The following is a 14,379-nucleotide window of genomic DNA, read 5'->3' on the forward strand; positions in this document are numbered from 1 at the left end:
GTAATGCCGAAGCAGCAAGCAACATGGCCGCGGATGATAGCCCTGGTCGATATGAACTGTTTCTTCGCACAGATTGAGCAGCAGGATCATCCTTTCTGGCGTAACCGGCCGGTCGCTGTGACCAATGGCAAACAGGGCAGTACCATTATCACCGCTTCCTATGAAGCCAGAAGTCATGGTATCCACACTGGTATGCACCTGTCAGAGGCAAGAAAATATTGTCCAGACCTGATTCAGGCGCCAAGCCGACCTTACCGTTATGCCGATGTCTCCTCGAAGATCATGGTGGCGTTGCAAGAGCTTTGCCCCGAGGTCGAGGTTTATTCAGTGGATGAGGCTTTTCTGGAACTGACCGACTGTCAGCAACTTTATGGCAGCCCGCAATCTATCGGTCAACTGATTAAACAGGCAGTCAGTCGGGCCTCAGGCCTGACCTGCAGTGTCGGCCTGAGTGGTGATAAAACCACGGCAAAATTTGCTGCCAAGCTGAAAAAACCGGATGGACTGACCATTATTTCTCCCTGGGAAGCTGAAGCCCGGCTTGCTAACGAAGTGGTGACCGAATTAAGCGGTATCAACGTTGGTATCGGACGCTTCCTGGCAAAATATGGCATCGAACGTTGTGGCGATATGAAAAAAGTACCGATGAGTCTGATCGCCAGGCGTTTCGGCAACCCCGGCAGACGAATCTGGCTGATGGCCCAGGGCAAAGATCCGGAACCGGTGGTGACCAATGTCAATGCGCCCAAGACCATTGGCCATGGCAAAGTGATGCCGCCCGGCACCCGTGACAGAGAGACAATACTGACCTATTTCCAGCACATGTCGGAAAAGGTTGGTTCACGTTTGAGAAAACATGGCTTTCAGGCTGCCCGTTTTTTTATCGGCATCAAAACCCGTCACCAGGGCTGGCTGGCTACTAAAATACAGCTGCCACAGACCACCGATGATGGTGCTGTGATTTACCAGCATTGTGATCAGTTTGTCCGGCAGTACTTCAGTGGTGAAGACAGCCGGCAAGTGCAGGTGACCGCCTTAAGTCCGGTTGTGAGCTACCAGCCGGATTTGTTTCTGGATCATGGTGAACGACATAAACGGGAAAAGCTCAACAACGCGGTGGATAGGATCAATGAGCGCTTTGGTGAGTTTACTGTCGCGCCGACCCGCGTGATCGGTCGCAGTGAAATGCCCAATGTCATTGCCCCGGCATGGAAACCCAGCGGTCACAGGAAAACAATTTAATGTGCGAAGGGGTGTATTTCACCCATGGCGATGAGGTCATGAGAGTGTTTTATATCAATCCTAAGGCCTTGCTGCCGGTGTTGATGTTAGATGGCAGTATTCGTCTGATGCCGTGGGGGCGACGCCGTAAACAGCCCGGACAGTTGCCGGCCACCGGCTGGGCGAAACTGGATGCAATCTATTCCGGCCGCTGGGACAAGTTTTTCCCCAAACCGGTAAAGATTCCGGTGCTCCGTTTTATGGACAGGGATATCGAAGGACAGCACCACTGGTATGACCTGCAGAAAGGCCAGTTTATTCAGGGGCTGATAGCCCGTGAAGGCCATGAACGACGCGTTTATATCGTGATTATCGAACCGGAAGTCGAAGATGCCGAGCAGCATCAGCATTGGCCGCGTGTCGTTCAGAGAGGAGAAAAATCCCGCTACAGCTTTGAGTAATTATTTCAAAACCCGGCTGTGTAGCCGGGTTTTGGAACAGTTGCCACCAGCCTGTTTGGCCTGAGCAACATGATGTTGCACCGTAGCCAGCATATCCAGAATACCATAGCAGTCATTTTCGACCGGCGCATAGGTGCTGTGGCCAATGCTGACCGTGGCGTAGCGGCCGGTCGGTGAATGTGGATGGAAAATTTCCAGGGCTGCGACGGCTTTGTGCAGCTTGCCAGCCATCTGGGTGCTCTGGCGATAACTCATATGAGAACTGATCGCCATCATCTGTTTGCGGTTGAAGCGGGCGATAAAGTCGGTTTCGCGGTGAAATTGTTGACGGATAGCATTCAGGATCTGCTCAAAACAGGCAGATTTATTTTCCATCTGTGAAAAACGGTCGACATCGATAATAAACATCGACACAGGAAAGTCTTCAGCCACCGCCAGACGCCAGTGAAAGATCAGTTTCTCCAGCAATAGGGTCTGATCGATCAGAATATGTTTGTCGGAAGCTTGTTCAGAATTGTTTTTGATGCCGCCCATTTGTTTAATCTTAGCCTTGTGTCAGCGTAATCATAACCGCATCACGCTGACACGGCAGTGCCTTAAGACTTTTTATAGTCGCGTTGATAGTAGTAATTAGTGGCTTCGACAAAGCCGTCGATACTGCCGCAGTCAAAACGGTGACCTTTAAATTTGAGTGCCAATACCCGCTTGTCCTGTGCCATTGCCTTAATCGCATCAGTAATCTGAACTTCACCATTGGTACCCGGTGGTGTTTTACGAATGTAATCGAAAATATCCGGCGTCAGCACATAACGGCCGATGATGCCCAGGTTACTGGGGGCGTCCTGAGGACTGGGTTTTTCCACCATGTCGTCCACTTCATAGACACCGTCTTCGATCTCACGACCCGAGATCACACCATAACTGCTGATGTTGTCACCAGGCACTTCTTCAATCGCGATCACACTGCAGTTGTAGCGTTCGTAAAGTTCAACCAGCTGTCCAAGCGCGCGTTTACTGCCGCTCTCCTCGGGGGGGGAACAAAGATCATCGGCCAGAATGACAGCAAAAGGCTCATCGCCGATGAGTGGTTCGCCGGTCAGAATAGCATGACCGAGACCCAGCATGGCGCGCTGGCGGATGAATATAAAGTCACAGCTGTCCATGAGGTTCCGGATATCTTCCAGAAATTTTTCTTTGCTGGTGCCTTTAATTTCCTGTTCCAACTCGTAGCTGGTATCAAAGTGATCGGCGATGGCGCGTTTACCGCGACCGGTGATAAAGCCTGCTTCGCTGATGCCGGCTTCAACCGCTTCTTCCACACCATACTGAATCAGGGGTTTGCTGACGATGGGGAGCATTTCTTTCGGCATGGCTTTAGTTGCGGGCAGGAAGCGGGTGCCGTATCCGGCTACCGGGAACAGGCATTTACGAATAGGTTTAACTTCTGACATGCAATTATCCTTTTTTGGAAAAAACATTAACAAACCATGGTGAATGTATCATGACAGTCATCAACTGTTTGTGATCCACAGCACTTGATAGGGCTTAACAGTAAAAGTCTCTGTTTTTTCATCAAAAATATGACCGCTGATAAGGTCCCACCAGCGATCGGTCACGATTAAATTAAGCTCAGCGATGCGAAGTGGCTGCGGCGTATCGCTGATATTAAAAATACAGAAAATACTCTGGCGTCTATCCATGCTCTGACGCCAGAATCCAAATAACTGTTCCCCCATCTGCAAAGTAAACTGGGTTGCATTAGGATGGAAGGCCCGTTGCTGCTGACGCAGGTGTACCAGCTTTTTCAGCAGATCAGACACACGGGCATGCTGTGAGGCCGGATCAGCAAGCGCAGCGCTGAGTTGGTCATAATCCCACTCGTGACGGTTAATGGCGCGATTGTGGCCGCTATGCTCGAGTTTTTCCAGATCATTACTGGTGGCGAGCAGACTGTGAATATAAATGCCGGGAATACCTTCCAGCGAGAGCATGATGGCATGCGCACAGACAAATCGGTCGATCTGCCACTGATCGGGACCCTGAATTGTACCCTGCAATGCATCGAACAGGGCAATATTGATTTCGTAGGGCTTTTTAACACCATTATCACCGGCGCGCCATGAAATCTGGCCGCCGAATTGTTGCATGGTACTGATCAGTGAGGCGATTTCGCTGTCAGACAATAGTCCCTCTGCCGGGCGCAGGCCGATGCCGTCATGCGAGGCAATAAAATTGAAGTAGGCCGTGCCGTTCTGTGCCGGTGGCATGCTCATCAGCCATTGTTTGAGATAGAAACAGTTGCCGGTGACCAGGGTATTGACCAGCAGCGGTGGCAGAGAGAAGTTATAAATGCAGTGGGCTTCGTTGGCATTACCGAAATAGCTCAGATTTTCCCGGTTGGGAATATTGGTTTCGGTGATGATGATGGCATCCGGCTGGGCATGTTGAATGAGATTACGCATCAGCCTTACCACTTCATGAGTTTCAGGCAGATTCAGGCAATTGGTTCCCGGCTTTTTCCATAAAAAAGCGACGGCATCCAGACGGAAAATGCGGATACCTTTATCGAGATAGAACCGCACGATACGGATGAACTCTTTCAATACTTCGGGATTACGGAAATCGAAATCGACCTGGGTATGGCTGAAAGTGCACCAGACATATTTAATGCCGTCATGGGTTTCGGTTTCGCGTAACAGCGGGCTGGTGCGGGGACGCACCACCTGGCTTATGGGCGTATCGGCGGCAGTCGTATAAAAGTAGTCATGGCCTGGTCCCTCACCCTTGATAAAGTTTTTGAACCATTCTCCGCTGCTGGAGCCGTGGTTAATCACCAGGTCCGCCATCAAGCGGTAATCGCCAGCGATTCTCTCTATATCCTCCCAGTCACCGAGCGCTTTGTTGACCTGGTAATAGTCCATCACGGCAAAGCCGTCATCAGAACAGAAGGGAAAAAACGGCAGTATATGGACGCCGTTGATATAACCCTTAATTTCGTGATTGAGGAAACGATACAGGGTCTTCAGCGGCGCTTCGCCCTGACGTTGCACACTGTTACCGTAGGTAATCAGCACCACATCGGACTGATCCCAGTTGTTTTTATGGGGTAGCGAATCAAAAAAAGTCTCGTCAAGACGCATTAGCTTAATGATGTCATCACTGATGTCTGTCAGTGATAAACCGGGCAGGCAATCCTGATAAATCGCCTGCAGGTGATAGAGAACGGTTTCATGCAGCTGTTTGAGCTGCTCGGCAGTCGCAGTCATCAAGCATCGGTCCTCAGGCAGAATTCCTGGTAATCGGCTTCGACCGCCTGATAGAGGCGATCGAAGATATCCGGCAGCGCACTCTGGACGCGGCTCCAGCTCGGCGTAAATGGGGTTTCCATCGGGTTTTCCAGGAACATCTGGCCGGCATCCATAATATTTTTGGCGAACATTTCCACCGACGCTTCTTCCTGGTGAATATCGAAATTAAGCCCGTTCATGACGGCATCATTGCGGTAGGTTTCAACAAAATCCAGTGCAATACGATAATAGGTGGCCTTGAGGCTGCGAAAAGCTTCAGGAGAAAACACCACGCCCTTGGTTGCGAGTTTCCGGAACAAGGATTTGGCGATATCAATTGACATTTTTGACAGGCCGCCACGCTGATCGTCCAGCGACAATTCCTGATGCTTGTGATCATAAGTATCGGCGACATCGACCTGACAAAGCCGGTTATTGGCATAGTTACGGTGCATTTCTGATAACACACCGATTTCCAGTCCCCAGTCACTGGGAATGCGAATATCGGTCAGCACATCACGCCGAAACGAGAACTCACCCGCCAGTGGATAACGGAAGCTGTCCATATACTCAAGGTAGGGGTGGTGACCAATGACTGATTTAAGCGCCCGGATAAGCGGCGTGACCAGTAGACGATTGACGCGGCCATTGAGTTTGCCGCCGGCAACCCGGGCGTAATAGCCTTTACAGAATTCATAATTGAACTGCGGGTTGGCGACGGGGTAAATCAGCCTTGCCAGAAGTTCACTGGTGTAGGTCACAATATCGCAATCATGCAGCGCGATGGATTCAGTTTTACCCGAGGCCAGAATATAGCCCATGCAATACCAGACATTGCGACCTTTGCCCATCTCCCTGGGCGCCAGACCCAGTGACTGTAACTCGGCGTCAATCGCTTTGAGTCGAGGCCCGTCATTCCAGAGGATACGATGATGTTGCGGCAAGTCAGAAAAGAATTTAATGGCACGCTGATATTGGGCCTCATCGGCACGATCGAGCCCAATGACAATTTCCGACAGATAAGGGACATTTTTCAGCTGCTGCACAATATTAGGCAGGGCCTCGCCTTCCAGTTCCGAGAATAAAGAAGGCAGTAGCAAGCCCATCGGTCGCTGTTTGCTGAATTGCAGCAAATCACTTTCCAGATCAGCGATGTGCCGGTGGGTCAGGTTGTGTAAGGTGGTAATAATCCCATTCTGGTAAAAATCAGCCATGATTGCCTCGGGGTAATTTGGGTGAATCGGAATGCAACGTTGTATTGATAATTTGGTTGACACCTTCCGCCCAGCCCTTGGGTCCGGTGTGGGTAGATACAACAAGATTGTCGGTGCGTTCAATGCCGGGCAGCGGGTGAACCGGTGAACGAATCAATAGGGCGTAATCAGCCTGTTCCAGCATCGCCTTATCATTCTGACTGTCGCCGATCGCCAGTGAGACCATTTGTCTGTCAGGGTTTGCTGTCTGGTAAACCTGTTCCAGCCATTGAATGGCACGGCCTTTATCGCAATCGCCCGAGACATGCATAAAACGACCCCCTTCGAGTATGCAGGCACCAGCCTGTGTCAGATCGTTGATAAATTGCTGTTTGAGATTGCCATTGCCCTGCCAGGCGATGGGCTCACCGTATTGTCTTCGGGCGGCACGGGCAGCAGCATGCACATTAAGACCGGTCATGGCGATGATGCCGTCAATACCGACTTCGGCAAAGGTCTTGAACTCACCCTGGTAACGACTGCGGTTTTGCTCGATCAAGGATTGCCAGTGAGAGCGCGGCGCGACAAACTCTTTAAGCCAGTAACCGTTTTTTTCGATGGTGTCTGCAGGTTGCTGTTCAAAATAGCCGACGGGAATAAACACGGCAGCACCGTTTTCAACAATAAACGGATGACTGTTTTGCAGGCTGTCGCGGAGCAGTTCGACTTCGGCCTGGGTTTTACTGGTCACCGGTATCACAGGAATATGTTGGTATTCCAGTGCCGCCAGGGTTGGCACTGCTTCATCGAAATGATAGTTATGATGATCAAGCAGACTGCCATCCATATCGGTGAAGATCAGCCATTGTTTTTTAGTCATGGGCGCCAGTGTCGGCGGCTTTGATGTCAGTTTGATGATTTGTCGGTTCTGATCCAGTTCAAACAGATAATTGACACACGAAGGCAGGGTTCTCAGCGTGTTTTGGGTGATGCGTTGATAAAACTTGATGAAGCGGGCCAGTTGTGACGCATCCATGATCTGATACTGAGCACGGCTGCTGTCACGCAGTTTATTTTCCTGCTCCAGACGCCAGTCATAAACGCATTGAAAATCCGGTGCTTTGAGCATGACCCAGATATCAATCAATTCGAATAATTTAGGATAAAACAGCGCCAGCTGTTCATTCACATAGCGACGCCAGCGGCCATGCGGGTCTTCACTGCTCTCCAACTCATTAACCGGCTCCGCCAGGCTGGCTTCAGATTCTGCACGGGCACCGAGGCACCAGCCTTCCAGGACAATGACATCGACAGGCTCATTAATACATTCCGCAAACTCGGGTGGATAGCGATCATCAATCGCTTTATTAAAGCGTGGAATCAGCACGGGTAAATGCTGATGCAGCAAATCGCTCAGCGTCTTGCGCGCCAGTGGAATATCGTGTGTGCCCGGCACACCGCGTGTCGCCAGCAAGGGATGAATGCCCTGTGCAAGACGTTGTCGCTCGGCGCGGGTAAAGTAGAAATCGTCCAAAGAGAGGGACAGGGCACGTATATGGTGTTGCTGTTCCAATAAATAGACAAGGCAAGCCGCAAGCGTGCTTTTGCCGGACCCTTGTGCACCATTGATACCGACGATAATCGGGCGTCCCGCACCTTTCTGGTGCATTCTGATGGTATCAGCTAGCGGTGCAAACCATTCCGCGATTTGTTGCTGGTAGCCCGCGGGCAGGCGGTGCTGTTGGAGAAAGCCGCTGAGATCGATGTTCAGCATATCCATATCTCTTGTTCTTCATTGAAACGATGATGAGGAGCAACGCAATATCCGTACCGGTGCAGCAGAAACAGGTTTTCTCCGGCTTGGGATCTACCTGTTTCAGCGAGGGTGATTGCAGTCCTCGTCATCACATTGATGTACTTCTATCGTGATATGGGACAAGCGATCAAAATCTGACAATAGTGCTTTGTAATGCGCCGTTGCTTGAGGCCTAGCCGTGACAATGGTGATGATAGCGGCATAGTGATGAGGACTGATATGCCAGATATGGAAATCAGCAATGCGGTTATCGCTATCGCTTTCAATGCATTGCTTTATGGCCTGCCGATATGCTTCATCGATACTGCCATCCAGCAGAATCGGACTGGTTTCCCGAATCAGGCCCACCGCCCAGGCCGTGATGATGAGTGCACCGACTACACCCATAATTGGATCCAGCCAGGTCAGTCCGGCCAGTTTGGCTGCAATCAAGGCGACGATCGCCAATACCGAGGTCAGAGCATCAGCCAGTACATGAACATAAGCTGCTTTCAGGTTGTGATCGTGGTGGTGTTCATGTTCGCTGTGACTGTGATGGTGATCTTTTAACAGTAGGGCACTGATTACATTGACAGTGAGACCCAGAAAAGCGACAGCAATCGCAGCATTCAACTGGATATCATGTGGATTGACCAGCCTCTCAACTGACTCAAGTAACATCAGTACTGCGACGACGCCGAGCGCAACAGCACTGGTGAATCCACCGAGCACACTGACTTTGCCGGTACCGAAAGCGAAGTCCGGATTATCGGAATGTTTACTGGCATAGTGATAGGCAAACAGGGTAATCAGAAAAGCGGCAACGTGCGTCGCCATATGCCAGCCGTCTGCCAGCAGGGCCATCGAGCCAAAAGCCAGGCCGGCGATGATCTCGACCAGCATGGTCACAGCGGTGAGTAACAGCACGTAGCGTGTGCGCTTTTCACCGCGCTTGTTGACGATGACAAAGTCGTGGTCCTGTTGCCAGCGTTCGATAGTGTGCTGATGCATGTTGCCCTCAGGAACGAATATTGATGTTATCCCTATGCTATCAGAGTCATCAGGCCTGAATCAGTTGCAAAAAAAAAGGGTGAACATCAGTTCACCCCAAAGCTCAGCACGTAGACAAGAGAGAAATTACAAACAACATGCAGCTGAAAAATTGTTTGTAATTATTTAGTTGCATCAGCTGTGCCAGAATATATAAATCATTTAAATTCAATTGGTTATATTTCTTACCCTGTTTTATCGACCTTTGTTGTGCACATTCCTGGTGCATTGATGACATGTCCTGCACTAACTTAAACCGGTATTGATCCATGTGCACCATAAAAGCGGCCAGCTGGCTGAAAAATACGTCATGAACGCGTTGATCGATAAGGTCATATCAGCCAGTTAAATATGATCTAAATATCATATTTTTATCTCAATAACTGTGTGTTAACGTCCTAATAAAAATAACAAAAATAGCATTATTTATGCATTTATATGCATATATCAGGATGGAGAGAGGCAATGAGTTCAAACGCAGAGTGGACAATGCAGTCCATTCAACTAATTATCGACAAGCTAAAGCATAAACCTGGTGCGATGCTGCCTATTCTGCATGCTATCCAGGATGAAATCGGCTTTATTCCGGACAAAGCCGTCAGTTTGATCGCACAGTCATTGTTGCAGACCCGTGCTGAGGTGCATGGTGTGATCAGTTTTTATCATCACTTCCGTAGCACCCCGCCTGCCAGACATAGCATTGAAATCTGCCGGGCTGAAGCCTGTCAGGCGATGGGCTGCCGCAGTCTTGAGCAGCATGCTAAAAAAACACTGGGCATTGATTACCATCAGACGACAGCCGACCGCAGCTTTTCGTTGGAAGCGGTGTATTGCCTTGGTAATTGTGCCACCGCGCCGTCTGTTCGTATTGATGATGCTATCCACGGCCGGGTCAGTCTCGATAAATTTGATGCCCTCATTGCTGAGCATCAGAAAGACATGAAGGAGGCTGGCTGATGAGCAGACGAATTTATGTGCCCTGTGATACCACCGCGCTCTCTTTGGGTGCAGATAAAGTCGCCGAGGCAATCCGGCTGGAAGCGGAAAAGCGTGATATTCCGGTTGAGCTTATTCGTAATGGTTCGCGAGGCCTGCTGTGGCTGGAACCGCTGGTGGAAATTGAGACCGCCAAAGGTCGGGTCGGCTATGCTGCTGTGGAACCGGGGCAGATTTCAGCACTGTTTGAGGCGGGCTTTGTCAATGGCAATGATCAGCATCCAAGCTGCATTGGTCTGGTTGAAGCCCTGCCTTACCTGAAAAAACAGCAACGACTGACCTTTGCCCGTGCCGGTATTACCGATCCCGTATCGCTTAAAGATTATGAATCTCTCGATGGTTATCAGGGCCTCAAAAAGGCGCTGAAACTGGAACCACAACAGATCGTGGACGAAGTCAAAGCCTCCGGTCTCCGTGGACGCGGTGGTGCTGCGTTTCCGACCGGTATCAAATGGGAGACGGTGCTCGACACCGCGTCCGAGCAGAAATATATCGTCTGCAATGCCGATGAGGGTGATTCCGGGACTTTTGCGGACCGACTGGTGATGGAGTGCGATCCGTTTATGCTGATTGAAGGCATGACCATAGCGGGGCTCGCAGTGCGTGCAACGCAAGGCTATATCTATCTGCGCTCCGAGTACCCGGTAGCACATCGACTGCTTAATGAAGCTATCGATAAGGCTTATCAAGCCGGTTATCTGGGTGCCAATATTCTGGGCTCCGGCAAGCATTTTGAGCTGGAAGTCCGGCTTGGTGCCGGCGCTTATATCTGTGGTGAAGAAACCGCATTGCTGGACAGCCTGGAAGGCAAGCGCGGTCTGGTCAGGGCCAAACCGCCATTACCGGCCATTATCGGTCTGTTCGGCAAACCCACCGTGGTTAACAACGTGCTGTCGCTGGCGGCGATTCCCTACATTCTGGATAAGGGGGGGCAAGCCTATGCCGATTACGGCATGGGCCGTTCCCGGGGCACCTTACCCTTACAACTGGCCGGTAACGTCAGGCAGGGCGGACTGGTCGAACTGGCTTTCGGTATTACCCTGCGTGAACTGATGCAGGATTTCGGTAATGGCACGCTGACCGGAAGGCCGCTCAAAGCGGTTCAGGTGGGTGGGCCTTTGGGTGCCTATATGCCGGCCAGTCAGTGGGATACGCCGGTTGATTATGAAGCATTCTCTGCGATTGGTGCCGTGCTCGGACACGGCGGAGTGGTGATGTTCGACGACACTGTGAATATGGGGGAGCAGGCCCGTTTTTCGATGGAATTCTGCAAAGTCGAATCCTGTGGTAAATGCACTCCCTGCCGGATTGGTTCCACCCGCGGCGTCGAGGTCATCGACCGTATCCGTCGCGGCAACAGTGCCGATAAGAACTGGATGTTGCTGGAAGATCTCTGTGAAACCATGATCGACGGTTCTTTGTGTGCTATGGGCGGCATGACCCCATTCCCGGTGCAGAGCGTGATGAAATATTTCCCCGATGAGCTTAAAGCCCGAGGAGAGTCAGCATGAGAGTAGAAAAATTCAATCCTGATAAAGATTACGGCACACCGGCGCGTTTATCGGAAACGTTGGTGTCGGTGCAAATTGACGGCATCGAGATTACAGTGCCGGAAGGGACTTCGGTGATGCGTGCCGCGGCACTGGCCGATATTAATATTCCCAAACTGTGTGCCACGGACAGCCTGGACGCTTTCGGTTCCTGCCGGCTATGTGCAGTGCAGATTGAAGGTCACCGCGGCTATCCGGCCTCGTGTACCACCACTGTTTACAATGGCATGAAAGTGACTACCCAGAATGAAAAACTGGGCAAGCTGCGCCGTAATGTGATGGAACTGTATATATCCGATCACCCGCTGGACTGTCTGACCTGCCCCGCCAACGGCAACTGTGAACTGCAGGATATGGCCGGTGATGTCGGCCTGCGGGAAGTGCGTTACGGCTATAACGGTGAACACCATCTGGACAGTAAAAAAGACGAGTCCAACCCGTATTTCAGTTTTGACCCGAGTAAATGTATCGTCTGTTCGCGCTGCGTGCGTGCCTGTGAAGAAACCCAGGGCACTTTTGCCCTGACTATTGACGGCCGGGGCTTTGATTCCAAGGTCTCAGCCGGTCAGAACCAGGATTTCATGGATTCTGAGTGTGTGTCCTGCGGGGCCTGCGTGCAGGCCTGCCCGACTGCGACGCTGATGGAGAAAAGCATCATCGATATGGGCCAGCCCGAGCACAGTGTGGTGACGACCTGTGCCTACTGCGGTGTCGGCTGTTCTTTCAAGGCAGAAATGAAAGGCGACAAAGTGGTGCGTATGCTGCCGTATAAAGGCGGCGATGCCAACCACGGGCACTCCTGTGTCAAAGGCCGTTTTGCCTTCGGTTATGCGACGCACAAAGACCGTATCAAATCACCGATGATTCGTAACGCGATTAATGAACCCTGGCAGGAAGTGAGTTGGGATGAGGCCTATAAGTTTGCCGCCGAAAAGCTGAAAGCCATTCAGGCCAGGTACGGCCGTGATAGTGTCGGTGGTATTACTTCCTCACGCTGTACCAACGAGGAAGCCTATCTGGTTCAGAAACTGGTCCGTACGGCGTTTGGTAATAACAACACGGATACCTGTGCCCGTGTCTGTCATTCACCGACCGGTTACGGACTGAAAGTGACGATGGGTGAATCCGCCGGTACCCAGAATTTTGATTCGGTGATGAAATCGGATGTCATTATGGTGATTGGCGCCAACCCGACTGATGCCCATCCGGTATTCGGTTCAATGATGCGCCGGCGTCTGCGTGAGGGAGCACAGCTGATTGTCGCCGACCCGCGTCATATTGATTTGCTGAAAACACCGCATCTCAAGAAGGCTCAGCACCTTGCACTGAAACCCGGCACCAATGTGGCACTGATCAATGCGATAGCGCATGTCGTGGTGACCGAAGGGCTGGAAGATAAAGCCTTTGTCGAAAAACGCTGTGATAGGGAGAGTTACAACGCCTGGCGCGAATTTATCCAGCAGGATCGTCATTCACCGGAAAATGTCGAAGCCGTGACCGGCGTGCCGGCCGGCGCGGTCCGTGAAGCGGCAGTAACCTATGCCAGAGCCGAAAACGGTTCCATCTATTATGGTCTGGGCGTGACTGAACACAGCCAGGGCTCAACCATGGTGATGGGTATTGCCAACCTCGCCATGGCCACCGGTAATATTGGTCGTGAGGGGGTCGGTGTGAACCCGCTGCGTGGTCAGAACAATGTGCAGGGTTCCTGTGACATGGGCTCATTCCCGCATGAGTTGTCGGGTTACCAGCATGTGTCCAATGCCGAGGCCCGTACGCATTTCGAGAAAGTCTGGGGTGTGACGATTGATGATGAACCGGGGCTGCGTATTCCCAATATGTTTGACTCGGCGATCGCCGGGACCTTCAAAGCCCTTTACGTGCAGGGTGAGGATATCGCCCAGTCCGATCCGGGTACCCAGCATGTGGAAATGGCGCTGCGTTCACTGGATTGTCTGATCGTGCAGGATCTGTTTCTGAATGAAACTGCCAAGTTTGCGCATGTTTTGTTGCCGGGATCTTCCTTTCTCGAGAAAAACGGCACCTTCACCAATGCCGAACGACGTATCAACCGGGTTCGCAAGGTCATGCCCGCGGTCGCCGGCAAGGAAGACTGGGAGATAACCATGGATTTGTCCAATGCACTGGGTTATCCGATGCATTATAATCATCCGTCGGAAATAATGGATGAGATCGCCAGCCTGACGCCGACCTTTAGCGGTGTGAATTATCAGCGCCTGGATGAGCTTGGCAGTATCCAGTGGCCTTGCAATGAGGATAATCCGGTCGGTATGCCCACCATGCACGTGGAGGATTTCCCGATTGGCAAAGGCCGTTTCAGTGTCACCGAATATGTGGCAACGGATGAGAGAACCAATAGCCGTTTCCCGCTGCTGCTGACTACCGGTCGGATCCTGTCGCAATACAATGTCGGTGCGCAGACCCGTCGCACAGATAATCAGGTCTGGCATGATGAGGACAGGCTGGATTTGCATCCGCATGATGCCGAAGTCCGTGGCATTAAAGAAGATGACTGGGTAGGAATTTCCAGCCGTGCCGGTCAGACCGTACTCAGAGCCCGGATCACGGATAAAGTCCTGCCCGGTGTTGTCTATACCACTTTCCATCACCCGGGCAGTGGAGCCAATGTCATCACTACCGACAGTTCCGACTGGGCCACTAACTGCCCTGAATACAAGGTTACTGCGGTACAGGTCGAGCGGGTCAGTCAGCCATCGGAATGGCAGCGGAACTTCAAATCGTTTGAAGAGCTGCAGCTCAAACTGTTACAGGGTGATGAGCACAAAACACACGCATAAACAGGTT

Annotated in this window: 11 protein-coding genes; 5 read left to right on the top strand and 6 right to left on the bottom strand. The window is 51.5% G+C overall.

What is annotated here, in order from left to right; translation table 11 throughout:
• Positions 1–3: 3 nt before the first annotated feature.
• The gene (locus tag FH755_RS11940; RefSeq protein ID WP_292441348.1) at positions 4–1,242 is read left to right on the top strand and encodes a DNA polymerase IV; all 1,239 of its coding nucleotides are present in this window, start codon (positions 4–6) and stop codon (positions 1,240–1,242) included.
• Positions 1,242–1,682 (top strand): hypothetical protein, encoded by a 441-nt coding sequence (locus FH755_RS11945; protein ID WP_292441349.1) that lies wholly within the window; start codon positions 1,242–1,244, stop codon positions 1,680–1,682. The genes FH755_RS11940 and FH755_RS11945 overlap by 1 nt, the downstream gene beginning before the upstream one ends.
• Here the strand turns inward: FH755_RS11945 and FH755_RS11950 are convergent, their stop codons facing one another.
• The 6 genes from FH755_RS11950 to dmeF form a co-directional block, all read right to left on the bottom strand.
• Positions 1,683–2,216 (bottom strand): diguanylate cyclase, encoded by a 534-nt coding sequence (locus FH755_RS11950; protein ID WP_292441350.1) that lies wholly within the window; start codon positions 2,214–2,216, stop codon positions 1,683–1,685.
• A 62-nt stretch (positions 2,217–2,278) separates the two neighbouring features.
• Positions 2,279–3,133 carry a UTP--glucose-1-phosphate uridylyltransferase GalU gene (gene galU / locus FH755_RS11955; protein ID WP_292441351.1) on the bottom strand — a complete coding sequence of 285 codons (855 nt, stop codon included), beginning with the start codon at positions 3,131–3,133 and terminating at the stop codon, positions 2,279–2,281.
• 60 nt (positions 3,134–3,193) lie between these two features.
• Positions 3,194–4,948: a sugar phosphorylase gene (locus FH755_RS11960; RefSeq protein ID WP_292441352.1), complete on the bottom strand. Its 1,755-nt coding sequence runs from the start codon at positions 4,946–4,948 to the stop codon at positions 3,194–3,196.
• Positions 4,948–6,183, bottom strand: a complete 1,236-nt coding sequence (locus FH755_RS11965) for a glycosyl transferase (RefSeq protein ID WP_292441353.1) — start codon at positions 6,181–6,183, stop codon at positions 4,948–4,950. The genes FH755_RS11960 and FH755_RS11965 overlap by 1 nt, the downstream gene beginning before the upstream one ends.
• Positions 6,176–7,936 carry an HAD-IIB family hydrolase gene (locus FH755_RS11970; protein ID WP_292441354.1) on the bottom strand — a complete coding sequence of 587 codons (1,761 nt, stop codon included), beginning with the start codon at positions 7,934–7,936 and terminating at the stop codon, positions 6,176–6,178. The genes FH755_RS11965 and FH755_RS11970 overlap by 8 nt, the downstream gene beginning before the upstream one ends.
• A 102-nt stretch (positions 7,937–8,038) precedes the next feature.
• Entirely contained in the window at positions 8,039–8,968 is a 930-nt protein-coding gene (dmeF, locus tag FH755_RS11975) for a CDF family Co(II)/Ni(II) efflux transporter DmeF (RefSeq protein ID WP_292441355.1), read from the bottom strand.
• A 504-nt stretch (positions 8,969–9,472) separates the two neighbouring features.
• On the opposite strand from dmeF, the gene FH755_RS11980 reads away from it, so the two are divergent.
• Genes FH755_RS11980 through fdhF form a run of 3 tightly spaced genes read left to right on the top strand, consistent with a single transcriptional unit; the run spans position 9,473 to position 14,372 of the window.
• On the top strand, positions 9,473–9,964 hold the full coding sequence (locus tag FH755_RS11980; protein WP_292441356.1) for a formate dehydrogenase subunit gamma: 492 nt from the start codon (positions 9,473–9,475) through the stop codon (positions 9,962–9,964).
• Entirely contained in the window at positions 9,964–11,514 is a 1,551-nt protein-coding gene (locus FH755_RS11985) for an NADH-quinone oxidoreductase subunit NuoF (protein ID WP_292441357.1), read from the top strand. Before FH755_RS11980 ends, FH755_RS11985 begins: the two co-directional genes overlap by 1 nt.
• Positions 11,511–14,372: a formate dehydrogenase subunit alpha gene (fdhF, locus tag FH755_RS11990; RefSeq protein ID WP_292441358.1), complete on the top strand. Its 2,862-nt coding sequence runs from the start codon at positions 11,511–11,513 to the stop codon at positions 14,370–14,372. The genes FH755_RS11985 and fdhF overlap by 4 nt, the downstream gene beginning before the upstream one ends.
• The last annotated feature ends 7 nt before the right edge of the window (positions 14,373–14,379 follow it).

It is taken from the genome of Methylophaga sp., from assembly GCF_009711715.1.
In the GTDB taxonomy this organism is placed as follows: domain Bacteria; phylum Pseudomonadota; class Gammaproteobacteria; order Nitrosococcales; family Methylophagaceae; genus Methylophaga.